At 38.3% G+C, this 23,699-nt stretch carries 32 protein-coding genes; 27 read left to right on the top strand and 5 right to left on the bottom strand.

What is annotated here, in order from left to right; translation table 11 throughout:
- Nucleotides 1-522: 522 nt before the first annotated feature.
- Nucleotides 523-1,596 (bottom strand): site-specific integrase, encoded by a 1,074-nt coding sequence (locus ODU55_RS09650; RefSeq protein ID WP_029179370.1) that lies wholly within the window; start codon nucleotides 1,594-1,596, stop codon nucleotides 523-525.
- A gap of 1,002 nt (nucleotides 1,597-2,598) precedes the next feature.
- Here ODU55_RS09650 and ODU55_RS09645 point away from each other — a divergent pair.
- From ODU55_RS09645 to serB, 5 genes are all read left to right on the top strand, one after another.
- Complete coding sequence (locus ODU55_RS09645; protein WP_029942419.1) at nucleotides 2,599-3,828, top strand: FtsW/RodA/SpoVE family cell cycle protein; 1,230 nt, start codon at nucleotides 2,599-2,601, stop codon at nucleotides 3,826-3,828.
- Nucleotides 3,829-3,841: 13 nt separating this feature from the next.
- Complete coding sequence (locus ODU55_RS09640; protein WP_024398732.1) at nucleotides 3,842-4,381, top strand: DJ-1 family glyoxalase III; 540 nt, start codon at nucleotides 3,842-3,844, stop codon at nucleotides 4,379-4,381.
- A gap of 181 nt (nucleotides 4,382-4,562) precedes the next feature.
- On the top strand, nucleotides 4,563-6,515 hold the full coding sequence (gyrB, locus tag ODU55_RS09635; RefSeq protein WP_002939427.1) for a DNA topoisomerase (ATP-hydrolyzing) subunit B: 1,953 nt from the start codon (nucleotides 4,563-4,565) through the stop codon (nucleotides 6,513-6,515).
- 88 nt (nucleotides 6,516-6,603) lie between these two features.
- Entirely contained in the window at nucleotides 6,604-8,328 is a 1,725-nt protein-coding gene (gene ezrA, locus ODU55_RS09630; RefSeq protein WP_398582688.1) for a septation ring formation regulator EzrA, read from the top strand.
- Nucleotides 8,329-8,379: 51 nt separating this feature from the next.
- Entirely contained in the window at nucleotides 8,380-9,015 is a 636-nt protein-coding gene (serB, locus tag ODU55_RS09625) for a phosphoserine phosphatase SerB (protein ID WP_398582687.1), read from the top strand.
- A 405-nt stretch (nucleotides 9,016-9,420) separates the two neighbouring features.
- Here the strand turns inward: serB and ODU55_RS09620 are convergent, their stop codons facing one another.
- Nucleotides 9,421-10,071, bottom strand: a complete 651-nt coding sequence (locus tag ODU55_RS09620; protein ID WP_398582686.1) for an HAD family hydrolase — start codon at nucleotides 10,069-10,071, stop codon at nucleotides 9,421-9,423.
- A 107-nt stretch (nucleotides 10,072-10,178) separates the two neighbouring features.
- Here ODU55_RS09620 and ODU55_RS09615 point away from each other — a divergent pair, with 107 nt between their 5' ends.
- Entirely contained in the window at nucleotides 10,179-11,306 is a 1,128-nt protein-coding gene (locus tag ODU55_RS09615; RefSeq protein WP_398582685.1) for a glycerate kinase, read from the top strand.
- A complete protein-coding gene (locus ODU55_RS09610; protein ID WP_398582684.1) occupies nucleotides 11,297-11,524 on the top strand; it encodes a hypothetical protein in 228 nt (75 codons plus the stop codon). The genes ODU55_RS09615 and ODU55_RS09610 overlap by 10 nt, the downstream gene beginning before the upstream one ends.
- Nucleotides 11,525-11,533: 9 nt before the next feature.
- Here ODU55_RS09610 and ODU55_RS09605 read toward each other — a convergent pair whose 3' ends face one another.
- Nucleotides 11,534-11,986, bottom strand: coding sequence for a DUF1694 domain-containing protein (locus ODU55_RS09605; RefSeq protein ID WP_205013699.1), 453 nt, complete (start codon nucleotides 11,984-11,986; stop codon nucleotides 11,534-11,536).
- A gap of 149 nt (nucleotides 11,987-12,135) precedes the next feature.
- Between ODU55_RS09605 and eno the strand changes: the two genes are divergently transcribed.
- A complete protein-coding gene (gene eno / locus ODU55_RS09600; RefSeq protein WP_002935704.1) occupies nucleotides 12,136-13,443 on the top strand; it encodes a surface-displayed alpha-enolase in 1,308 nt (435 codons plus the stop codon).
- Nucleotides 13,444-13,591: 148 nt separating this feature from the next.
- Here eno and ODU55_RS09595 read toward each other — a convergent pair whose 3' ends face one another.
- Together ODU55_RS09595 and ODU55_RS09590 are read right to left on the bottom strand one after the other, a co-directional pair.
- Entirely contained in the window at nucleotides 13,592-14,755 is a 1,164-nt protein-coding gene (locus ODU55_RS09595) for a tyrosine-type recombinase/integrase (protein ID WP_398582683.1), read from the bottom strand.
- A 77-nt stretch (nucleotides 14,756-14,832) separates the two neighbouring features.
- On the bottom strand, nucleotides 14,833-15,384 hold the full coding sequence (locus tag ODU55_RS09590; protein WP_398582682.1) for a helix-turn-helix domain-containing protein: 552 nt from the start codon (nucleotides 15,382-15,384) through the stop codon (nucleotides 14,833-14,835).
- 169 nt (nucleotides 15,385-15,553) lie between these two features.
- Between ODU55_RS09590 and ODU55_RS09585 the strand changes: the two genes are divergently transcribed.
- From ODU55_RS09585 to ODU55_RS09495, 19 genes are all read left to right on the top strand, one after another.
- Nucleotides 15,554-15,742 carry a helix-turn-helix transcriptional regulator gene (locus tag ODU55_RS09585; protein ID WP_398582681.1) on the top strand — a complete coding sequence of 63 codons (189 nt, stop codon included), beginning with the start codon at nucleotides 15,554-15,556 and terminating at the stop codon, nucleotides 15,740-15,742.
- Nucleotides 15,743-15,922: 180 nt separating this feature from the next.
- Complete coding sequence (locus ODU55_RS09580) at nucleotides 15,923-16,207, top strand: hypothetical protein (protein WP_398582680.1); 285 nt, start codon at nucleotides 15,923-15,925, stop codon at nucleotides 16,205-16,207.
- Nucleotides 16,207-16,413: a hypothetical protein gene (locus ODU55_RS09575; protein WP_029750582.1), complete on the top strand. Its 207-nt coding sequence runs from the start codon at nucleotides 16,207-16,209 to the stop codon at nucleotides 16,411-16,413. The genes ODU55_RS09580 and ODU55_RS09575 overlap by 1 nt, the downstream gene beginning before the upstream one ends.
- Before the next feature lie 10 nt (nucleotides 16,414-16,423).
- Nucleotides 16,424-16,621 carry a hypothetical protein gene (locus tag ODU55_RS09570; protein ID WP_024407492.1) on the top strand — a complete coding sequence of 66 codons (198 nt, stop codon included), beginning with the start codon at nucleotides 16,424-16,426 and terminating at the stop codon, nucleotides 16,619-16,621.
- A gap of 3 nt (nucleotides 16,622-16,624) precedes the next feature.
- Nucleotides 16,625-16,831 carry a hypothetical protein gene (locus ODU55_RS09565; protein WP_024407491.1) on the top strand — a complete coding sequence of 69 codons (207 nt, stop codon included), beginning with the start codon at nucleotides 16,625-16,627 and terminating at the stop codon, nucleotides 16,829-16,831.
- 9 nt (nucleotides 16,832-16,840) lie between these two features.
- On the top strand, nucleotides 16,841-17,107 hold the full coding sequence (locus ODU55_RS09560) for a hypothetical protein (protein ID WP_024406000.1): 267 nt from the start codon (nucleotides 16,841-16,843) through the stop codon (nucleotides 17,105-17,107).
- A gap of 10 nt (nucleotides 17,108-17,117) precedes the next feature.
- Nucleotides 17,118-17,276, top strand: coding sequence for a hypothetical protein (locus tag ODU55_RS09555; protein WP_398582689.1), 159 nt, complete (start codon nucleotides 17,118-17,120; stop codon nucleotides 17,274-17,276).
- A gap of 5 nt (nucleotides 17,277-17,281) precedes the next feature.
- A complete protein-coding gene (locus tag ODU55_RS09550) occupies nucleotides 17,282-17,491 on the top strand; it encodes a hypothetical protein (protein ID WP_029172214.1) in 210 nt (69 codons plus the stop codon).
- Entirely contained in the window at nucleotides 17,478-18,284 is an 807-nt protein-coding gene (locus tag ODU55_RS09545) for a DnaD domain protein (protein WP_024405998.1), read from the top strand. The genes ODU55_RS09550 and ODU55_RS09545 overlap by 14 nt, the downstream gene beginning before the upstream one ends.
- The gene (locus ODU55_RS09540) at nucleotides 18,265-19,122 is read left to right on the top strand and encodes an ATP-binding protein (protein WP_398582679.1); all 858 of its coding nucleotides are present in this window, start codon (nucleotides 18,265-18,267) and stop codon (nucleotides 19,120-19,122) included. Before ODU55_RS09545 ends, ODU55_RS09540 begins: the two co-directional genes overlap by 20 nt.
- Before the next feature lie 438 nt (nucleotides 19,123-19,560).
- Nucleotides 19,561-19,734, top strand: coding sequence for a hypothetical protein (locus tag ODU55_RS09535; RefSeq protein ID WP_398582678.1), 174 nt, complete (start codon nucleotides 19,561-19,563; stop codon nucleotides 19,732-19,734).
- A gap of 97 nt (nucleotides 19,735-19,831) precedes the next feature.
- Nucleotides 19,832-20,443, top strand: a complete 612-nt coding sequence (locus ODU55_RS09530) for a hypothetical protein (RefSeq protein ID WP_398582677.1) — start codon at nucleotides 19,832-19,834, stop codon at nucleotides 20,441-20,443.
- 47 nt (nucleotides 20,444-20,490) lie between these two features.
- Nucleotides 20,491-20,919: a replication protein gene (locus tag ODU55_RS09525; RefSeq protein WP_398582676.1), complete on the top strand. Its 429-nt coding sequence runs from the start codon at nucleotides 20,491-20,493 to the stop codon at nucleotides 20,917-20,919.
- Between the two features lie 7 nt (nucleotides 20,920-20,926).
- Nucleotides 20,927-21,238: a hypothetical protein gene (locus tag ODU55_RS09520; RefSeq protein WP_398582675.1), complete on the top strand. Its 312-nt coding sequence runs from the start codon at nucleotides 20,927-20,929 to the stop codon at nucleotides 21,236-21,238.
- A 17-nt stretch (nucleotides 21,239-21,255) separates the two neighbouring features.
- Nucleotides 21,256-21,669 (top strand): hypothetical protein, encoded by a 414-nt coding sequence (locus ODU55_RS09515; protein ID WP_398582674.1) that lies wholly within the window; start codon nucleotides 21,256-21,258, stop codon nucleotides 21,667-21,669.
- Nucleotide 21,670: 1 nt separating this feature from the next.
- A complete protein-coding gene (locus ODU55_RS09510; protein ID WP_398582673.1) occupies nucleotides 21,671-22,087 on the top strand; it encodes a minor capsid protein in 417 nt (138 codons plus the stop codon).
- A 205-nt stretch (nucleotides 22,088-22,292) separates the two neighbouring features.
- Entirely contained in the window at nucleotides 22,293-22,658 is a 366-nt protein-coding gene (locus tag ODU55_RS09505) for a type II toxin-antitoxin system RelE/ParE family toxin (protein ID WP_398582672.1), read from the top strand.
- Nucleotides 22,648-22,941, top strand: a complete 294-nt coding sequence (locus ODU55_RS09500) for a helix-turn-helix domain-containing protein (RefSeq protein WP_398582671.1) — start codon at nucleotides 22,648-22,650, stop codon at nucleotides 22,939-22,941. Before ODU55_RS09505 ends, ODU55_RS09500 begins: the two co-directional genes overlap by 11 nt.
- Before the next feature lie 89 nt (nucleotides 22,942-23,030).
- Nucleotides 23,031-23,576: a hypothetical protein gene (locus ODU55_RS09495; protein ID WP_398582670.1), complete on the top strand. Its 546-nt coding sequence runs from the start codon at nucleotides 23,031-23,033 to the stop codon at nucleotides 23,574-23,576.
- The last annotated feature ends 123 nt before the right edge of the window (nucleotides 23,577-23,699 follow it).

The following is a 23,699-nucleotide window of genomic DNA, read 5'->3' as shown; positions in this document are numbered from 1 at the left end:
GTGATTGCTTATGCGGATAAGGCTAATGAACGCTTAAGAAGACGTTATCGCACACTTGTTCTAGGAAAAAATAAGAAACAAAATGTTGCTAAAACAGCTATTGCACGAGAATTGTCTGGTTTTATTTGGGGGATGATGACAGGAAGAATAGCTTGAAGTTAGCGCTTGTTTTCATGTACACTTTTGACAATTAAGTTTTATCATCGCAGAGCGATGAGGAATCCTTATTTCTATCCAAAATCACTGGGTGAATTTGGACAGAAATAAGGATTGAAATCATGTTTGAATGGAGAGTATCTTGAAGGAGTTTAGGACTTCAAGGTTTGAGTCATCTACGAAATGACTAAGTGGCACAATTGTGATCCACGCTTATAGAGAGTAGGACTCGCGGCAGAACCATTGACCTGTAGGTAACCAATCCACGAATATCAGAGTGGCCAATGCCCGAAGCTAAGAACTAGGCTCTTTCTAGATACTTTTCATTTTTTAATCAGTTCGATTGTTTTTACTTGACAAAGGGCTTTACATATCAGTTGTTTTAATATCTTCATGCCCTAATCTTTCTTGTACTTCCTTAATCGATGCCCCAGCTTCAAAAAGTAAGCTACAATGAGTATGGCGGAAACCGTGGGGCGTGATATAAGGCAAGTCATATTTTTTCAGGATACAACGTAGATTATAGTTTATATAATCAAAACTATGGGCGTTGCCTGTTTCTGCTGGAAAAACTAGAACAGTTGGTTTCACGCGCTGGGGGAAATTCAAAAACTGTCTAGTCTTTTCCCACTTTTTCAGAATAGACATGGTAATAGGGTCAAGCGTGATAGTGCGCTTACTCTTTTTTGTTTTTGGTGTTTGATAAATAATAGTGTTATTTTCCCCGTATGCTACTATCTGATTGACAGATAAACGTGATGTAAAGAAGTCTAAGTCTTTCCACCGTAGGGCAAGAACTTCGCTTTTTCTCATACTTGTAAAGGCGAGTAAGCGGAAAATACAGGCTATTTCTTCCTTGTCTTCCTTTGCTACGCAGTCTAGGAACTTTTGCAAGTCTTCACGGCTGTAGAAGTTTTCTTTTTTCTTTGCTTCTTCATCGACTTCAGAGGATTTACGGGGCTTTATTATCTTCTTCATCGGGTTATCATGAATATAGCCCAGATTTACCGCAAAATCTAAAACCATCTTAGTCATTCCAATAAAGTTAGCATATTTCTTGTAGCCCTTAAACCATTCTTGTGCCTGTTTTTGGCACATTGGTAGGCTTATTTTATCCACGTAGCACGCGCCAAAGGCTGGAATGATGTGTAGGTCTGCTTGTGCCTTTTGTCTGGCGTATGTACTAGCCTTCACGGTGTTTTTATAGTGTTCCAGCCATATCTTATAGACTTCCTCAAAGGTTATTCTATCTGGCTTGTCAAAAAATCCGTCTTGCTCCACTTTTAGAAGTAGCTGGCTTTCAGCTATTCGGGCTTCTTTTTGAGTTTTAAAACCGCTCTTTTTTACGCGCTTTTCTTTGCCTGTAAGTGGGTCTATACCTACATAAGCAATATAAGAGTATCTAACAGAGCCGTCTTTTAATTGGTATTGTTTAATCATTTGTGTATCCTTCCTATTGGTTTCCCCACCTAATCGAAAGAATAAAATAGTGTGCGCGTGTTTATAAGTGGTTTCTAATAGTGTTGCTAAGAATGAAAAAAGTGCCTAGCAAAACTAGACACCTCACGCAAATATACACCCTCGGGCGTTATAAATGCTTTCTCCGTTTATCTAGTTTATAGTATTTGGGATTAAATATCAATTATAAAAATATGGTTGCTTACATGTTGCCATGTGTAAGCGGGGAGAATTTGACAACAAAATAAATTATCTGATAAGATATACAAGCCCCCTGAATTTACTGAAGGGAGGTGATTTAGTTGCTAGAACTTATCCTCACAAGTATTCTAGCGCCGTTATTGGTTAATATCTTGACTGAAGTAGTTAAGTATTATTTAGACGATAACGACGACTAACCCCAAACAGGGGCAAACAAAAACCCTCAACGCTGGCACGTTGGGGGCTTTTTTGATTTAGTGCTAGAATTGTCCTCACAACAATTCTTTACACTATGATTATACCCCCATTATAGGTTATATGTCAATCAATTTGTATATTTCCACGCGCCGACCTGCTGGGGTTGGCGTTTTTCCGTAACATCGCAGAATAACAATAAAAGGCAGAATAAAAACTATTCCACCCTTTTGTAATGACAAAATTAAAAAAGCCCTTAACTGTTGGCTGGCATACCACACAGGCAGCTTACGACAATACGCGGATACAAACAGAATTATAAGTAGCCTTTTCTGTGCTTAATATAGTAATTGTTTAAAGAATAGCTGAAAGCCTTGATACGTATTTTATGATTTGTGCACTAGTAATACTCTTTGAAAATCAAAATTATCCGTTATGGACTCCAGTTCTATCTTCGACTTCGTTTCCTAGGCTACTTTTGATTTTCGTTGAGTATAAATCGTATCCCCACTGATGTAACTAGATTTTTAGTTTCAATGAGAGATGATTTCTGCTATAATGGAACGAGTAAGAATTTGAAGTGAAAGTATGAGGAAATTGATGAAAAATAGGGGCACAATCGATAGTCGAGTAGACTACTCACTTATTTTACCGGTCTTTTTTTTATTAGTTGTGGGGATTATTTCTCTCTACATTGCGGTTAGTCAAGATTATCCGGATAATGTTGTACAGATGGTTGGTCAACAAATTGCTTGGATAGGAATTGGAACAGTGGCAGCTTTTTTGGTCATGTTCTTTTCCACTAAGTTTCTGTGGCAAATCACACCTTACTTGTACGTACTTGGGCTAGGACTTATGGTATTGCCTTTGTTTTTCTACAGTCCAGACTTAGTAGCGTCAACGGGAGCAAAAAACTGGGTAACGATTGGTGGAATGACTCTTTTTCAACCATCCGAATTTATGAAAATAGCCTACATCATTATGTTGTCAAGGGTGATTGTCACCTTTCATAAATATTATCCAAATCGAAAAATTCGTGAGGATTTTATGTTGATTGGTTATATGACACTGTTTACTATCCCAGTCTTGATTTTGTTGGCCTTACAGAAAGATTTAGGAACCTCCTTAGTATTTGTAGCAATCTTTAGCGGAATGCTTCTATTATCAGGAGTTTCTTGGAAAATTCTATTACCGACTGCCTTAACGGGGATCGTTTTGGTTGGTGGATTTATGCTGATTTTTATTTCTCCTGGTGGAACGACATTCCTCCACAATTTGGGGATGGATACTTATAAAATCAATCGTATTGCAGCCTGGCTTGATCCCTTTAAAAATGCCCAATCAACGACCTACCAGCAAGCTCAAAGTTTGATAGCTATCGGAAGTGGTGGCTTAAAAGGACTAGGTTTCAATAAAACAAATCTTCTTATACCGGTTCGAGAAAGTGATATGATTTTTACGGTGATTGGAGAGGACTTTGGTTTTATTGGTGGGACGGTATTGATTGTACTATACTTGTTGCTCATTTATCGAATGCTGCGGGTAACGTTGAAGTCAAACAATCGATACTACACCTACATATCAACTGGCTATATCATGATGCTCTTGTTCCATGTATTTGAAAATGTTGGCGCTGCAACGGGTTTGTTGCCTTTAACAGGTATTCCTTTGCCGTTTATCTCCCAAGGTGGTTCGTCCATGGTTTCAAATCTGATTGGTGTTGGTCTAGTGCTGTCAATGGGGTATCAGTCACGACTAGCTGATGAGAAGGAAACAAATCGATCATGTCGCTATAGAAAAATTACGATAAAACGTTAGAAAGTTGGTTTATATGACAAGAGTTGCGGTTGTTTTAGCCGATGGTTTTGAAGAAATCGAAGCATTGGCCCCTGTAGATGTATTCCGTCGAGCTCATTTTGACTGTCAGATTGTTGGTTTAGATAGTCATGAAGTGGAGGGATCGCACGGTATTCGTGTTCAAACTGACCAAGTCTTTGATGGAGACCTGTCTTCCTTTGATCTGATTGTTTTACCAGGAGGAATGCCAGGTTCTGTCCACCTTAGAGATTCAGAGTCACTGATTACGGAATTGCAAAGAGCGGTTGCATCAGGAAAATCAGTAGCAGCAATTTGTGCGGCGCCAATTGTTCTGGATAAGGCTGGTTTGCTAGATAGTCGTCACTATACATGTTTCCCAGGGAAAGAAAAAGACATTCCGTCAGGTATTCATCTGGAAGAGGATGTGGTTGTTGATGGTCCAATTATCACTAGCCGAGGTGCTGGAACAAGTTTGGATTTCGCCTATAAATTGGTTGATTTATTTGGTGGAGATGGGGAAAGCCTAGCTCAAACAATGGTTTATCATCGTTAAAGTAATGAAGAAGATGGAGCTAATGTTTCCTCTTCTTTTTTCTATCAAAATATTAGAAAATATGGTATAATAAAGGGTATTCGTTAGAATGATTTTTGCTCTAAAAATATGTCTCGCTTTTATCCAGATGGATTGGCTTTTCTATTTTTAAGGAGCAACAAATAGAAAATAAGGAAAAGAAATGACAGAAGAAATCAAAGATTTACAAGAGAAGGCTCAAGAATATGATGCCAGTCAGATTCAAGTCTTGGAAGGTCTTGAAGCTGTTCGAATGCGTCCAGGGATGTATATCGGCTCAACATCTAAAGAAGGTCTCCATCACTTGGTTTGGGAAATTGTCGACAACTCAATCGATGAGGCGCTGGCTGGTTTTGCGGATAAAATTGAAGTTTATATTGAGCCAGATAACTCCATCACGGTTATTGATAATGGACGTGGTATTCCGGTAGATATTCAGGAAAAAACTGGTCGTCCAGCGGTAGAAACTGTCTTTACAGTGCTCCATGCAGGTGGTAAATTTGGCGGAGGCGGTTATAAGGTCTCAGGTGGATTGCACGGCGTAGGTTCATCAGTCGTAAACGCCCTATCTACTCAGCTAGACGTCCATGTCTACAAAAATGGTCAGGTCTATTTCCAAGAGTATAAACGAGGTGAAGTCGTTGCAGATTTGGAGGTTGTTGGAGAAACAGACCGTTCTGGTACAACTGTACATTTTACACCTGATCCAGAAATTTTTACTGAGACGACTGAGTTCGACTTTGCAAAATTAAATAAGCGGATCCAAGAATTGGCCTTCCTAAATCGTGGTTTAAATCTCTCTATTACGGACAAACGTGAGGGAGTAGAGCAAACAAAGGAATATCACTACGAAGGTGGTATTGCTTCCTATGTTGAGTATCTTAATGAAAACAAGGATGTTATTTTTGAGACCCCTATCTATACAGAAGGTGAAATGGATGATATTACCGTTGAGGTTGCCATGCAATATACAACGAGTTATCATGAAAACGTAGTTAGTTTTGCCAACAATATTCACACGCATGAAGGTGGTACTCATGAGCAAGGATTCCGTACAGCTCTGACACGTGTTATCAACGACTACGCCAAGAAAAATAAAATTCTCAAAGAAAATGAGGATAATTTGACTGGTGAAGATGTGCGTGAAGGCTTGACAGCGGTCATTTCTGTTAAGCACCCAGGGCCTCAATTTGAGGGACAAACTAAGACAAAACTTGGGAATAGTGAAGTGGTCAAAATTACCAACCGCCTTTTCTCTGATGCCTTTGCAGAATTTCTTTTGGAAAATCCACAGATTGCTAGACGGATTGTTGAAAAAGGGATCTTGGCAAGCAAGGCTCGTATTGCTGCTAAGCGTGCGCGTGAGGTAACTCGTAAGAAATCGGGTCTTGAGATCTCAAACCTCCCAGGTAAGTTAGCGGACTGTTCCTCAAATGATGCAACGAAGACAGAGCTTTTCATCGTTGAGGGGGACTCAGCCGGTGGTTCAGCTAAATCCGGCCGCGACCGTGAATTTCAGGCTATTTTACCGATTCGTGGTAAGATTTTGAACGTAGAAAAAGCCAGCATGGACAAGATTTTGGCCAACGAAGAAATCCGTAGTCTATTTACAGCTATGGGAACTGGCTTTGGTGCGGATTTCGACGTTAGCAAGGCACGTTATCAAAAATTAGTCATTATGACAGATGCCGATGTCGATGGTGCCCATATTCGGACACTCCTTCTGACATTATTTTACCGCTACATGCGTCCTGTTGTAGAAGCGGGATACGTATATATCGCTCAACCACCTATTTACGGTATCAAGGTTGGAAGTGAGATAAAAGAATATATTCAACCTGGGGTTAATCAAGAGCAAGAATTGCAAGATGCCTTAGAAAGACATAGTACGGGACGGTCCAAGCCAACGATTCAACGTTACAAAGGTTTGGGAGAAATGGATGATCATCAGTTGTGGGAAACTACGATGAATCCTGAAAATCGTCTCATGGCACGCGTTTCAGTTGATGATGCGGCAGAAGCCGATAAGATTTTTGACATGCTAATGGGGGATAAGGTTGAACCTCGTCGAGAGTTTATCGAGGAAAATGCTGTTTATTCAACATTGGATGTCTAAAAACTAAAAAAACAAGTGCATATACTAGAGATTTATGGTATAATTAAGCGATATTTTCTAGTAATTACTATGAGCTAAGGAGATTTACATGCCTACAGGAACAATCATCTTAATCGTTTCGATTGTTATTATTTTAATCATTGCCTATGTAGCTTGCCTGATTGTTCGTAAACGAAATGACAACCTTTTGGTTGCATTGGAAGAACGTAAGGAAGAGCTATTTAACTTTCCAGTTAATGAAGAAGTCGAAGCTGTCAAAGCACTACATTTGATTGGTCAAAGTCAGGTGTCATTCCGTGAATGGAATCAAAAATGGGTTGATTTGTCGCTCAATTCATTTGCCGACATTGAAAATCATATCTTTGAGGCAGAAGGCTATAACAATGCTTTTCGCTTTGTGAGTGCAAAGAACGCTATCGACAGTATCGAAAGCCAAATTGATTTAATTGAAGAAGACATCGCCTCTATCCGTCATGGTTTGATGGAGTTGAAGGAGCAAGAAGAGAAAAACTCTGGTCGTGTAAAACATGCGTTAAACTTGTTCGATAGTTTGCAGGAAGCTGTTCGTGAAAATCCAGATAGCTACGGTGAGACATTACCAGAACTTGAGAAACAATTGAAAAATATTGAAGTTGAGTTTTCTGAATTTGTGATGCTCAATTCCTCAGGTGATCCGATTGAAGCTTCTGAAATCCTTGATAAGACTGAAGAGCATATGATTGCTCTCAATCAAATCATGGATCGCATTCCAAGTTTGATTGAACGAGTTACAAAAGATTTCCCAGAGCAATTGGAAGATTTGGAGTCGGGCTATCGGAAACTGGTTGAGCAGAATTATTTGTTCACAGAAGCTAACATCGAGTCACAGTTCCAAAATATTCGCGTTTCAATTCGTGAAAATACTGCTTTGATTGTTTCCTTTGATTTGGATGCGGCAGAAGCTGAAAATGAGGGAATTCAAGCAAAAATTGATCATTTGTATAAAGTCTTCAATCGTGAAATCGAAGCGAATAAGGAAGCTGTTAAGATTAGTAAAAACTTGCCAAAATTCTTGGAGCATGTTGTCCAAAATACACAGCTCTTGGATGAGGAAAGCCAACGCCTAAATGCAACTTACTTGCTGGCAGATAGCAAACTTTCACGGATCAATCAGCTTAAAGCTCGTTTGGAATCGATTGAAATTGTTGTTACAGAAAGTGTGGAAGACATTGAAAATCCACAAGTTGCATATTCTATTTTGGAAGAGCGTTTGGACCATTCATTGGCAAGCTTGAAAGAAATCGAAGAGGAGCAGCTTGTTTTAGCTGACTATCTTAAATCACAAGAATTGTCAGAGAACACAGCGCGTAAGAAAGCTACGCTTTATATCAACAAATTGCATACCCTTAAGCGTTATATGGAAAAACGCAACCTTCCAGGAATTCCAGCTGAATTTTTAACAAACTTCTTTAGAACGAGCGATCATGTGGAAGCCTTGATTGCCGAGCTAGACTATAAACGAATCAATATCGAAGTTGTTAACCGTTTGTTGGAAAATGCAACGTATGATATGAATCAATTGGAAGAGTTAGCGTATTTGATTGTGCAAAATGCGACTTTAACAGAGCAGTTGCTACAATACTCTAACCGTTATCGTTCATTCGATGAAAGTGTGCAAAAAGCATTTAACCGTTCATTATCAATTTTTGAAAAGGATTTTGATTACCAAGCATCATTTGAAGAAATTTCATTTGCTCTGGAAACAGTTGAACCTGGTGTTACAGAGCGTTTTGTACGTTCATACGAAAAAACTCGCGAAGCCATTCGCTACTAGATAAAAAGCCATTTGGCTTTTTATTTTTATACTTTGAAAGGAATATCGGAAATGACAACTGGATTATTAGTTATGGATGTTGATTCAACATTAATTTTGGAAGAAGGAATAGATCTACTTGGAGAAGAGGCCGGTTTAGGAGAGCAAGTTGCAGCAATTACCGAACGTGCTATGCGTGGGGAATTGGATTTTGAAGAAGCCTTACGTGAACGTGTGGCGTTGTTAAAGGGACTGCCTGTTTCTGTGTTTGATCGAATTATCAAAAAAATCCACTTTACGCCTGGAGCAGCAGAATTAGTCACAGAATTAAAAATGCGAGGCTATAAGGTAGCAGTCGTTTCAGGCGGGTTTCATGAAACAGTCGATCGACTAGCTGAACAGTTAGAGTTAGACTATGTTCGGGCTAATCGATTAGAAGTAGTAGATGGAGTATTGACTGGACAAGTATTGGGTGAAATTGTAACGAAAGATACTAAAAAAGCATGTTTAGAAGAATGGGCGACAGAAAATGGGCTGAGTCTATCTCAAACGATTGCCATGGGGGATGGAGCAAATGATCTACCAATGATTCAACGAGCGGGAATTGGAGTAGCTTTCTGTGCAAAACCGATTGTCCAAGAACAGGCGCCCTACCAAATAAATGAAAAAAATCTCTATAAACTAATAGAGATTTTAGATAGTAAATAATGGGAGCGGGAAAGAACTCGACTGGTCAAAAAAAGAGTTCGTCAACAAGTCTTTATTTCTAGTTGTTGAGCTGAAACAGTCTATTCCCAGACATCAATTTATGTGAGCTGACTGCCGTCAGCTTATATCTCCCACTTTAAAAGGTCTCCCAGACCTTTTAAACTCCCGCCCCCGCACAGCTCAAAAGGTTCAGTGAACCTTTTGAGGTTGGAAATAGAGCGAACTTTGTTCGCAACAGTCGTAATTGTCAGATTTGGAGTGTAAAACACGAACTGCTGAGATTTGCTTCGCAAATCTTATCTCCAACCTTTAACAGTCCACTGGACTGTTAAACCCAATCAACCACTGCGCTGAGATGTTGACACGAACCCTGAGAAGCGAGGTTGGTCTTTTTGCCCAGCCTCTTTATTCTGTTGTCAGTAAAATCCTTTTCAAATCTTGGACGGTTTCGACTATCATGTTGGCCCCAGCCTTTTCAAATTCCTGTTTGCTCCCATAGCCGTAAAGAACACCGATGGCGGGAAGTTGGTGTTTGCGTGCTCCTTCAATATCATGTTCCCTATCTCCAATCATCACAGCATGGTTTGGAAATGCTTCTAATTGATTTATAGCATAGCCGATGACGTCCGCCTTACTGATGCGACTACTATCCAGACTAGCACCGGCAATGACATCAAAGTAGTGAGCAATACCAAAATGTTCTAGGATTTGTTTGGCAAATATTTCTGGCTTTGAGGTAGCAATTACTAGTGTTTTTCCAGCTGTTCTCAATTCTTCAAGCAGAGGGATGATTCCAGAATAGAGTTGATTTTCAAACATTCCTTTTTCTTTAAAATAGACACGGAAAGCATCAACTGCACTTTGTGTATCTTCAGGGCTGAGTTGGTAGAATCGTGAAAAAGATTCATAGAGTGGCGGGCCGATGAATCGGTTTAAATTGGCTGTATCTGGTTCTTCGATTCCCATTTTTTCTAGTGCGTAGGCGACGGAGTTTAAGATTCCTTGTCCAGAATCAGTAAGAGTTCCATCTAAGTCAAATAATATAGTTTGATACATACTTATCTCCTTTCTTTCAGTATAACACAGACAATGAAAAACAGAAAAGATTTATTGAAAGCTGAATAGTAGTGTGATATACTAATAATATAAAGGAGGGTAGTATCATGCATATTCTCATTGCTCCGGATTCATTTAAAGAGTCTCTTTCAGCTACAAAGGTTGCTGAAGCGATTAAAAAAGGATTTTCTAAGGTTTATCCACAAGCAGGGTATGACTTAATTCCCCTAGGAGATGGTGGCGAAGGGACAGTTGAGAGTCTAATGCAGGCCTTATCCTTGGATGTAACCCAGACTTGGGTGACAGGTCCATTTGGAGATAAAATTAAGGTTTCCTATGCGGCTAAAGATGATCTTGCGGTTTTTGAAATGGCTGAGATTGTAGGGCTGGCAAGTATCCCGCATGGAAAAAGGAGTCCTCTCTTTATTAAGACACAAGGGGTTGGGGAGCTGATTGTAGAGCTCGTTCAAAATGGTGTTAAACGCATATTTATAGGAGTAGGTGGCTCTGCCAGTCATGATGGTGGTATCGGAATGGCGGCAGGTTTAGGAGTGAAATTTTATAATCGAGCGGGAAAAGAAGTAGAGGCAATTGGAGCTCATATCGGGGAGATTGTCAGCTTTTCCACAGAGGATATGTTGGTAGATCTATCTCAGGTCAGGATTGATTTGGTAACGGATGTGGATAATCCGCTTTGCGGACCAGCGGGAGCCACATTTATTTTTGCAGGTCAGAAAGGTCTTTCCTCTGCTGAATTTGAACCAGTAGACAAGAAAATGGAGTCCTTTTATAAATTAGTTAATCCAATGCTACTCGATTTAGCAGGAGCGGGTGCTGGAGGAGGTATGGCAGCAGGTTTAGTCCAATTTGCTGGTGCTCGCATTCAAAAAGGCATCGACTTTGTCTTGGACCAGTTGGATTTTGATCATCGCGTCGCCAAAGCGGATCTGGTTGTGGTCGGAGAAGGGCGGATGGATACCCAGAGCTTATCAGGGAAGACTCCGATAGGAGTAGCTAGACGTACGCCGACTGGGATTCCCATCATTGCAATTTGTGGTAGCCTCAAAGACGATCTTCCCGAGTTTCCTTTTGAAAATATCTGCGCCGCTTTTCCGATCATTGCAAGCGTTGAAAGTTTGGAGGACACGCTTCAAAAAGCAGAAAAAAACCTGGTCCGCACGGCAGAACAGGTGGCAAGAATTCTTCAGTTAGGAGGCCAACAAAGATGGAATTAGTGAAATATGGGGCTATTATCTTATTTATTTTTATTTGTCTTGCAAAGCTAGTATCCGTTATGAAACTTTCTAAAAAAGAAAGAGGAATGGAAACGAATGTAATAAAGGTAAATGGAGCAATGTTCTTTTTCAATGAAAAAAATGAAAGAGGCAGATTGCTAGGAATCCTTTGTCTAACCTGTATTATTTTTACTTTAATATTTATACTGCTTTATTGATAAATAAGCCTAACCAAATAATTTTTTCCAGAAGGAAGGTTTTGCATCTTCCTTTTTTTCTTCTGGTTTTGAGATAAGATTTGGAAATATAGATTCTAAGCTAACTTCTTCATTATCCACAGCGTGATTTGTGTGAAAGACAAGTGCGTAGGGAGACTGTCCTATTTTTTCATCGATGATAGCGGTAGTAATGCCGAAGTTCTGAGCAATTTTTAGTAGTGAAATTTGTTGCTTGTCAGACAGGGCTGGCGAGAGTTTGAGGAATAGAGGAGAGTAGCTACTTGCTAGTTTTTGGCAAATTGTATCGAACTTATTTCCGACGACTTCACTACTCAAATCGTCAAAGGAAACGAGCAGGACAACCCGTTCGCGATAGGTTCCCATGTATAGACGTTGTTCATCTGGATTCAATCGTGTTTCGCCAGAGGCTTTCTGTAGTATGGTAGTATTTAAATCGTTCATGGTTTCAGTATAACATACTCAGTTAACTTTGAAAAGGAAGGCGTTTACATTATTTCTTTCAGTAAAATAACCTGTTTTTTCTTGAAAAATCCCTTCTTTTAGGGTATGATAGCTATGTAACAATTTTAAACTCAAAGGAGAGTAATATAATGTCAATTATTACTGATGTTTACGCTCGCGAAGTCCTTGACTCACGCGGTAACCCTACACTTGAAGTTGAAGTTTATACTGAATCAGGTGCTTTCGGACGTGGTATGGTTCCTTCAGGAGCTTCTACTGGTGAGCACGAAGCAGTTGAGCTTCGCGACGGTGACAAATCTCGTTACCTTGGTCTTGGTACTCAAAAAGCTGTTGACAACGTGAACAACGTGATTGCTGACGCTATCATCGGTTTTGACGTTCGTGATCAACAAGCTATCGACCGCGCTATGATCGCTCTTGACGGTACTCCTAACAAAGGTAAATTGGGTGCAAACGCAATCCTCGGTGTTTCTATCGCTGTTGCGCGTGCTGCTGCTGACTACCTTGAAGTGCCACTTTACACTTACCTTGGTGGATTCAACACTAAAGTATTGCCAACTCCAATGATGAACATCATCAACGGTGGTTCTCACTCAGACGCTCCAATCGCTTTCCAAGAATTCATGATCTTGCCAGTTGGCGCTCCTTCATTCAAAGAAGGTCTTCGTTGGGGTGCTGAAGTATTCCACGCTTTGAAGAAAATCTTGAAAGCTCGTGGTTTGGTAACAGCTGTTGGTGACGAAGGTGGTTTCGCTCCTAAGTTCGAAGGAACTGAAGACGGTGTTGAAACAATCATCGAAGCTATCGAAGCTGCTGGTTACGAAGCTGGCGAAAACGGCATCATGATTGGTTTCGACTGTGCGTCATCTGAATTCTACGACAAAGAGCGTAAAGTTTACGACTACACTAAATTCGAAGGTGAAGGCGCTGCTGTTCGTACATCTGCAGAACAAATCGACTACCTTGAAGAATTGGTTAACAAATACCCAATCATCACTATCGAAGATGGTATGGATGAAAACGACTGGGATGGCTGGAAAGCTCTTACTGAGCGTCTTGGCAAACGCGTTCAATTGGTTGGTGACGACTTCTTCGTAACAAACACTGACTACCTTGCACGTGGTATCAAAGAAGGTGCTGCTAACTCAATCCTTATCAAAGTTAACCAAATCGGTACTCTTACTGAAACATTTGAAGCTATCGAAATGGCTAAAGAAGCTGGCTACACTGCCGTTGTATCACACCGTTCAGGTGAAACTGAAGATTCAACAATCGCTGACATCGCAGTTGCAACTAACGCTGGCCAAATCAAGACTGGTTCATTGTCACGTACAGACCGTATCGCTAAATACAACCAATTGCTTCGTATCGAAGATCAACTTGGTGAAGTTGCAGTCTACAAAGGCTTGAACTCATTCTACAACTTGAAAAAATAATCTCTTTTGGGGATTTAGGGGCGTAAAGCCTTGATATTAGGCACTTTGGGGTGGTTTCCCAAGGTGCTTTTTTAGAATTTACTACCCTTTGTACTACCCCTAGTGAAAATTAGGTATAGTAAGAGGGTAACCCAAAATGGGGTAACCCTTATAAACTATTGATTGCTGTTTCATAATTTGAGACAGCTTTTTTTGCGTTTTCTTGGTTAGTGTGCCAATAAACATTTTCAGTCATCATCAAGTTAGAGTGTCCTAGTCTGTATTGTACATCTTTGGGGCTAACTTGAGCGTAGAGCATCATTGTCGTATGTGTATGACGGAAACCATGGAATGATACATTAGTCACGCCAGCAGCCATAAAATGCTTAGTTAGGCGTTGTCTTAACTTACAAGCATAGGCATATTTTTCTGTAAATACAGAGAATACAACCGTTTCAGACCGCCCTAGTTGCCATGATTGCACTTGTTGGCGGTTTTTGTATTGCTTGAGCATAAGTAACGTGGCTTTATCTATTGGTATATCACGATAACCAGCACTTGACTTAGGTGAGTTTATTTCTTGGTATCGGTTGAGTGTTTTGTTGATGCTGATAATACCATTGTTTAGGTCAATATCAGACCATTCAAGAGCTAGTGCCTCCCCAATACGGCAACCAGTAGCTAACAAAGTCTTGTATAGGACAATATCAAACAGGTTTTCGTAGTTTGATTGGTCTAAGGTATCGAGATAATCAAGAAATTGTTTTAACTCTTTGTTATCTAGATATTTTACACCAGCTTTTTCTTTTTGCTGCTTACGTGGCACAATAACATCGTTAGCTGGGTTATATGTTATCACTTGCATAGAAACACCGTATTTCAAAATACGCTTATTCATGTTATGGAGTAAGGAGTAGTTAGTAAACGCTCCTTTTTGCCCTGTATTAGCCTTGTCAGCCCATTTGTTTACTTGCTGTTGGATAATAGGCGTAGTGAGTTTAGATAGCTTGTAATCGCCAAATACAGGCAATAAATGCACCCTAACCAATCCCTCCATAGATTGGCGAGTATTTGGCTTAACTGTATTCTTGTAACTATCCCACCAAACTTTTACAAGCTCTTTGTACGTTGTAATTGTTGGCTTGTCTTTAACTGTATAGCCATTAGCAGCAAAAGCATTGATAGCATCACGCGCTTTTACTCTAACACCCCTTTGGGTGGTTGCTGTAACAGTTGTACGGGCTTTTTTGCCCGTTAGTTGGTCAACTCCTAGATAGACACTTGCATAGTAAACTTTTTGACCGTTCTTTTTGATTTTATCTTTGATATTCATGTATTTGTACCTTTCTTTCCATCAGCAGGCAAGGCGCGTGATTTTGTTAGGTATTTATACATGAGGTTTGTTAGTGGTTAATCTTCATCAATTTTATTTAATTTTTCAGAATAACCAGCAATCATGAGAGCTATCCTATCCCAATCATTATAGGGCAAGGAAAAGAAATCAGTCAGGAGTAAAGATATGTAATTGTTGAATGTTTGACTTTCAGCAAGTGTAAAATAAACTTGATTTTTGAAATTATCAGCAAAAAATGATGGTGTCGGGTTTTCATTATCTATATCACTATATTTTTCCGTGTACCACAGTAAAACATCATTCTCAAATTTTTTAACAGCCTCCTCCCCTTTATAGTCTTGAAAGATTTTTTTACCCTTTTGAACTTTGTCATTGTCATCTTTCAACTCTTTTACAGGGGAGAAGTTAACATTAGGTTCAGAACTATACCCTAATAAGTAACTTTCAGAAACGTTGAAAAATTCGGCTAACATTTTGGCTTGAGCGGGCTTAATTTCAAAATCTCCTTTTTCCCACCTTGAAATAGTTTTTGCATTTACTTTCATAAATTCTGCTATTTCAGACTGTTTTAAATTTCTCTCTTTTCTGAGTAATTTCAATTTATTCATATAAAGTCCTCCGTCTTGATTGAAGTATAACATAATATCAAAAAATAAAAAAGACAAAATGTCCAAAAAAAAACGCAAAAAATTGCAAAAAAGCATTTACAAAGGACAAAGTGTCTGCTATAATTAAAACACAAAGGACAAAATGTCCAATAAGAAAGGAGGTACACCTATGCTAATAACTTATTCCATTTCTGAAAAAATTCGTTCAAAAAGAGGGAGACAAAATCTTACTAAAACTGAAGTAGCTAATCAATTAGGAGTTAGCAGAACAACATTAGGTAAAATAGAGAAAGGTAACTATGATGCCCCTAAACGCATCTATGAAAGCGTGATGACTTGGCTAGTAGAAGAAATTTAAGTCAAACAAAAAAGCCATGTACAGGCGACCAAACCAACGTACACGGCTAAGAACAAATAACAAAACTCAAGCAAGGCAAGGCGCGTGGTTTTGTTAGGTATTTAGCAAGGAGGAAATCAGTCACCCCCTTGTCAAATATAACTACTTTAATTTTACCAAAAATAAAGGAGAAAATCAAAAATGGCATTAAGCACACGAAACATTAAACAGCAGGGCAACCAGATTGCTGAGTTGCTCCCACGTATTGAAATTATCCAACAGCTAGGCAATGCTTTATTACTTGCTGATAATGCTGGAGCAGATAGCACTATTTTACACAATCAAATGAAACAAGCATTTAGCGTTATTTTTGAAATGACCGAACGGCTATATCAAGAATTAGACCTAATCGCTTGTAAATTGATAAATTGTGATGATGATAAAGAATTGGAAATAATTAGAAAAAAACGAGGAGGGAACACTTGATGATAACTGAGCCGATGTTAACTGTTGAACAAGGTTTGATATTCCTTGCTGTACTAACGCCACTCACTATCTACCTATGGACTCATTTAGGCACTTATCAGCTCGATATAGAGCCTAAAAACAAGTCTGAGGGTAAAGATACCGATAAGCTTCAAAATCCTCACTACGGAGCTTATATTCAGCTTGCAGGTAAACGTTACAACTAGGAGGGGGAGTATGGTAATGAATTTAAACGACATGACACAACAAGAATTTGATGAACTTCTAGCAGAGGTAAAAGAAAATACTCCTAATCTATTTCAGTTTATCGAGGATTTTGTAGATAAAAAAGTGACACACGAAGAAGTTAGTGTTTATTTATCTATGACCTCTGACCAGCGACAAAACTATATTGACAACTATCAAGCGAGGTAAGACATGCAAAATGAACTATATCTAACACCAACACAAAGTATTATCTTGATTGTCGTATGTTTGGCTATTCTCGTCTTGTTATGGCGTTATGAAAGCTATATTGAGCTTGATATTAGTCCACAAACTGACAAGGTGGAGGAAAACACCACAGCCCACGCACAAGAGCGCTATGGGGCTTATGTATGGCTTGCTGGTAAGAAATTTAACTAGGAGGGGAGTATGGGAACATTTTCGGCTGAATTTGAACAAGGCTTATTAGATAGGGTTGATAAGCTGGCACAACAAAAACTAGAGCTAGAGAAGAAGTTACAAAAGAAAACTGGTCTAATTACAGCAAAAGAGCTTAAAGATGAGTTAGATATTTCTGGAACAACATTAAAAAATTGGATGGATATTGGGCTTGTATCGTATCAATCCCCCTTTGAAAGCAGCAAGAAACTTTATTTTAAGGTTTCTGATGTGATTAACTTTCTCACAATACGCTAGGAGGTCTATTTTGAAAGTGTTTATTATTGATGGTGATGCGTGGAGGGGCAAGGTGCATTACTCCCCCAGTTTAGATGTTGTTTTTATCAGCAATAAAGTGCCACCACACGTGCACAATGAACTGATTGAACGTGTGACAAAATCAAGTAGTAGAACAATCTGGAGGTAAAGAATATGAAATTAGTAGAGTTTCTTGAAAGTCATGATAAGGCAATTGCTGCAAAATTTAATATCTTAGAGCTTATCCGTGATGGTAATGAGCGTTTGGGGCAAGTGTTGATTAGTAATCATGAATTAGAGCAAGAATTAGATAGTATATTTAGACATATTGAATTTTTAGAAAAAACAATCACAACAGAAAGGAAATACAATGGGGAATCGTAGAATGATAAGTAAGACCGTAACACAAACACAGCGTTTTTTACAGATGCCATTAGAGGCACAGGCTCTATATTTTCATCTAATCCAAAATAGTGATGATGATGGGGTGGTAGAGGCTTTTCCTGTAGTCAGAATGATAGGGGTTAGTGAAGATAGCTTGGGCCTTTTGATAGTCAAGGACTTTATCAGACCACTTAATGAAGAAATGGTATATTTTATCACTGATTTTCATGAACAGAACAAAGTACGTGCCGATAGAAAGGTTAATTCCGTTTATATAGATTTACTAAAGGAGGTTGTCCCAGGGATTGAACTCACAGAGCCAAGACAACGTGCGGACAGGTCTAAAAAGACTTCTGAGAATACGGGACAACCAGGGGACAACCAAGGGACAGTCGAGGGACAGCAGAATATAAGTCAATCTAAGTCAAGTCAATATAATTTAAGTCAATCTAGGTCAAGTCAAAAAGACGAGGACCAGGAAATCAAAAATCCAATATTTGAAAAACTCAAAGGGGCTTTTGGTGAAATGTCGGTTAATGGGACAATGATAGCAGAGGTAGAGGAATTGTTAAAAATTCACGGCCAATCATTGCTATTGTACGCTCTTGAAGTAACGATTTTGAACGCAGGGAAGTCAATCAGATATACTAGGACAATTCTTGCAAATTGGCAAGGACAGGGGCTGAGAACTGTAGAGCAAGTTAAGCAGCACGAGGAAAAGTACAGAGGAAAGTCAAAAGTAAATGCTGTACCTTTCCAAGAGCTAGGCAGAGATGAAGAACTGGGCTTTTAGGAGGTGCTTATGCAAATGCGAACTAATTACCGAAATAACAGACAACCTATGCGCCAAGCACCAAGCGTATCGGTGGCAGTCGATAAAAAAAGTAAAGGCAACTGATTATCCCGAGCCTTACAGGATAGACATTTGCCCTGTATGTATTCAAGAAAAGATAGATAAAGATGACGAGAAATTGAGCGGTATAGCAGTAATCAACGCCACTTTATCCAAAACCTATGATGTGCTAGAAACTAAGAGTATTATTCCTCCCAAGTTGGCAACTGCCAGCTATAAGACCTTTTCTATCAGCAATGAGACAGATATGCAGGCTAAGGAGTTTGGTTTATTCCTCAATGAATACTATTTCAAGAAAACAGGTACAGGAAACGCAATTATACAAGGGTCGCCAGGAGTTGGCAAAAGTCATTTAACTCTAGCCGTTGCCAGAAAACTCAATGAGGATTGGAAAGCCTGCAAAGAACCTAAAAGCATCTTGTTTTTGCCAGTCAATCGAATGTTTCAGACCATTCAACAGGGTTTTAATAAAAAAGATGGGGTTACTCGTGGAGATGTGATGCAACTAGCCGAAAAGGTTGATTTTCTGTTCCTAGATGACTTAGGGAAAGAATCCACTTTTGGCAATCATGGGAACGAGGCTAGCAACTGGAAACAAGAGTTTTTATACGAGTTATTCGATATGCGAGACAAGACAATTATCAACACTAACCTAACAGGTGCACAGTTAAAACAAACATACGATCCTGCTCTTGTTAGTCGCATTATGGACGGAGTGGGTAAAAACGTCTTTGTCTATCCACAAGAGGCAGAGGACAAACGCAAAATGCCATTTTGATATTGTGTTGCTATAAAAAAAGAGAGGAAACCGCGCTCAAATGGGTGCTTGACATCCTTACTCTTTATCTAAAAAGTAGTTGAGCTAAGATAATTAACTTACAAACTTAAACAAAAATAGACACTTTTCATGGGGTGAGAAATTGCCCCTTTGAGAAATAATGCCATGCTTACCTTGACCAAATAAATCAAGCGTGGCAATCTAACCAATTTGAAAACAACTAAAAGAACCCTACCTAACCCCCTATGCTTTCCATCACCAAACAAAACATTAAGCATAGGGTACTTGGTATAAAAAAACTAATTGAAAAACTATCGAATTCTTACAAACAGGGTAACAAAAAGGGTAGTAAGTTGGCTTGGTATTTGTTGAAAAGTCAGTAGTATCAAGCATCTAACTACTATCAGATTATAATAAATTGAAATAAAGGAGAAAATCATGACTGAAAACAAGGATAATAAATTATTAAAAATGATGGAGAAAGGCTTTGTTTTATACTCAAAAAATGGTATAATTAAGTACATTGAAATTCCAGAGCATGGGAGTATTAAGCTAAAAGCTCAAGACGGGCAATTAGTTTATAAGGAAGTGACTATTGGAGAACAATGCTAACATTACTGACTGGAAGAACCAGAGGTATGATAATTGAGTTTAACGCTCTTTTGTCATACCTCTTTTGTTTTCATTGTCATAACATAAGGAGGATAACATGACACTAACAACAATTAAGGATGACATCAAGGCATTTGGAAAGAAAAAATTAGAATATATGCGTGGTTATGTTGCCATGCAGGAAGATTTTCAAGATAAGTTGCAAAAACAGTTGATTGGGAAAGTGTATGCAGAACAAGAACTTTTGAAATATAAAAAAGAGGGTGAAAACTACTCCCAAAATACTGCTCAGCTACTATATCAGCAACTAGAAAAAGGAAAAAACGCTGAACAAGCAAACTATAAATCAAAAGAAGAACCTATTACAGCAGATGACGCGGCTGAATTAAGTTTGTTATCTAGTATCAAGTTAACAGTAGCAGAAATGCAAGAATATCTTGAAAAGTATAAGAATAAACCTTTAGCTCTTAGAAAACTAGAAGATATCATGGATAATGATACTACCCTTGCTTATATTGAAATTGACATGGAACAATTCAACCAACAACAACGCCTTGAAAAGTTAGTACATTTCCTTAATAGAAAAATTGATTATTTCCATGGCGGTTTACTTATTAACGGAGATAAGATTGATTTAGTACAGCATGAAATGATTGTTGAGGGCAATTCAGAGGCGTTGGATGCAGAATTGCAGAACTATCTAGCATAGGGGAAATAAAGGGGTAACCCTTTATTTTGATAATGAGGAGGTAATAGGTGGCAGGAAATGAAAATGATAGCCTTACATCCAAGCAAATTAAATTCATAGATGCCATGCTTACCGAGCCAACGATAGAAAAAGCGTGTCAAAAAGCAGGGGTATCACGCGCAACGGGTCATAAGTATCTAAAAGTAGCAGCGGTTAAAAAGACATTAAGGATAAAGCAAGATGAGATGATGGATAAAACAACTCAAATGCTTTATTTAGCATCATCTAACGCTGTTTCTGTACTCAATGACATTATGATGGACAGTAAGGTCAACCCATTTATAAGAACTCAGGCCGCTAAGGCTATACTTGAACAATCTTATAAAACACATGAAATTTTTGGAGTCGTAAGGCAGATTGAAGAATTGAGGTTAGAAATTGAGGAAGTATCTAAAGGAAATCAAAGAGTTACGAGAACTCAAGGAGTTATTGAGTAGTAGAAATTTGCCAGAGTTTATCATTGTTGAGGGAAACAATGACTTAGGTGAGTTTTTTCAAGTTGATGGTGAGCTATTTAGTGATGTTGAACTTTTGGGAAATCTCAAAAAGTGGGATGAGTGGGATGTGTCAATTATCATAGATGATGATACTAACCGTAGCATAAGTGATGATTTTTCAGAAATAATTTATTTTCCAACTCATGAGGATAATATAGATTATATTAGGACTAAAAAGGGCTTAGAACCTTTGTATCATACATCATCTCAGCCTTATACCACGATTTCTAAAAATGAATGGTTAGAGTTATTAGACTGATAATTTAGGAGGTATCAATGACTAAGAAAAAAATCGAGCGAATTTCTGTAATACATAGAGAGAAGATTTTATGGCTTAAGTGGTATTTCATGCGAGATAAAGAACAACCTAAGTATAGTGTTCTTGAGCGAAAAATGTTTGATGCTGCTAAAAGTCAAGATATGCTATCATATCAAAAATACGCTACTATCAAGCAGATAACAGATATTAGGGTACAGACAAGCCCAGAGGATATGCTAGAAACAATCAAAGAAGTTTATGTGTATAATCATATCAATATCATAGGGGCAGCACAGCGGATTTTATACTTATCACAGAGCGTTGCTTACACCAAGCTCAATAAATGGTTTGAAACTTATTCTGATTTGTATTTTAGTATTGTACCTTTACCTAATATGGGGGTATATCATAATAAATTAGAGGAGGTATAATATGGGAAAAGCTGTTAGTGTTAAGATAGATTTAGGCGGGATAGAGAAAAAGCTTAGTTCACAATCCTTACAAAAAGGAAAGGCAGCAATGATGAACCAAATGATGCTTGATACTAACAAATATATTCCAAAGAAAAGTGGTAATTTGCGAGCATCTGGACACGTAGTTGGAAATTCTATAGTCTATAACCCACCTTATGCAAGGGCGCAGTATTACGGACCAAAACGTAAGGGGTTTGTTTCTGAAAAACAACGACGATTTTTCTTTGCTAACAAAGAGGAATTATTAGCGGCTAAAAGAAAGTACACAACGCCCGGAACTGGTACACATTGGTATGAGAAATCCTTTAAAAATGCTAATAATATCAGAAATTGGAAAAAGGTATTTATCAAAGAGATTGATATTGATGCTACTTGATAAATTTTAATACTGTTTGATATAATATTCTAAAGCACAAAGGATAGTATAGAAGGAGTACACCCTTGATAGAGGTAGCCACGGTTCGAATCCGGGCTATTGTGCTAGCATCTAGGAAACTAGGTGCTTTTTATTTTAATAACTTAAAAGTATTTACAAACAATAACTTTTGGGTTATAATTGTTATTAGAAAGAGGTGCTAATAGTGCATAATATCTATTTTTACAAGGATAAAAACGGCAATGAGCCTGTTTTAGATTATATGCGAGAGCTTGCCAGTAAAAAAGGGAAAGATAGCAGAATTAAGCTTAATAAAATTAATGATTATATTGAGTTGTTAAGCCAACATGGAACACGCGCAGGCGAACCATATATTAAGCATTTAGATGCTGAAATTTGGGAGCTGAGACCACTTAGAGATAGAATTTTATTTGTTGCTTGGATGGATGGTAGTTTTGTTTTACTGCATCATTTTATGAAAAAGACACAGAAAACGCCCAAAAGAGAGATTGAGCAAGCTAAACGTGAACTTGCAGATTTAAAAGAAAGAGGTTCAGACAATGAAAAATAATGCAATCGGTAGTAACTGGAAAGATGTTAGAACTGAATTATTTAGCCAAGAAGAAATTTTAGAAAGTGATATGCGCGTGGCTATCATGAGTGAGCTTATCGAGGCTAGAAATGAAAAGGGCATTAGTCAGAAGAAACTAGAGGAGCTTAGCGGTGTTAGTCAGCCTGTTATAGCTAGAATGGAGACAGGAAAAACAAGCCCACAGCTTGATACAGTGTTAAAAGTTTTGGCAAGTCTTGGTAAGACTTTAGCGGTTGTACCATTAGAGCATGAACAAATATAATTGTTTTTATAGCGAAGAAGTGGATGTATTTGCTGGAACAACGACAATCTATACAATTTGTTAAATATATCAATAATAAGGAGATACATTTGAAAATTAAACAAAAATGGCAACATAGGTCATTTGCAACGGATTTTATCGTTAAAGGTTTATTTTGGATAATTCTTTTTGTGGTTTTACTTTTCAGTTTTAACTATGCAATCTCTGGCAATTTGTATGCGTCTGAATTTTGGGATATGATTGGGGGCGTACTTGCATTTATTGCCTCTTTCATAGCTTTGATATTTTTTGCTAGGCGAGCAATAATAGAAGGCTATTATATTAGTGTTCATGATTGTGTAATGGCAACATTTTATACTGATATTGAAAATGACCCTTATTATTCAAAAACTTATCATGATATAAATAAAAAATATGCTGCTGATATTAGAGCGCGTTTAAAAGCCTTAGAGCCACTACAAAAACATTATTTTTATTGTTGTTTTGAAGAGTATATAGAGCAAATGAATTGGTTAGAGAAATTTGTGATTTGTCTTTATAGTGCATTCACAGTGGGAAGTTTTTCAACTCATCTGGAGTTATCAAGGGCTAGGAGAAGAAACTGGTTTGAGGATAAGGACAATGATTTTCTATAGTCATAACCACCCGTGAAAACGGGTGGCTTGTACACCGGCTGTAAGCCGTTTCTCTCCAGCGACGTCTAAAGACGTTCGCTGAACTTCGTTCAGGTTAGTGCTATAATTACTTGACTAATGCCC

It is taken from the genome of Streptococcus sp. 2022WUSS037, from assembly GCF_044427225.1.
In the GTDB taxonomy this organism is placed as follows: domain Bacteria; phylum Bacillota; class Bacilli; order Lactobacillales; family Streptococcaceae; genus Streptococcus.
Note: the sequence above shows the minus strand (reverse complement) of the source record. Positions and strands in the feature narration are given on the sequence as shown.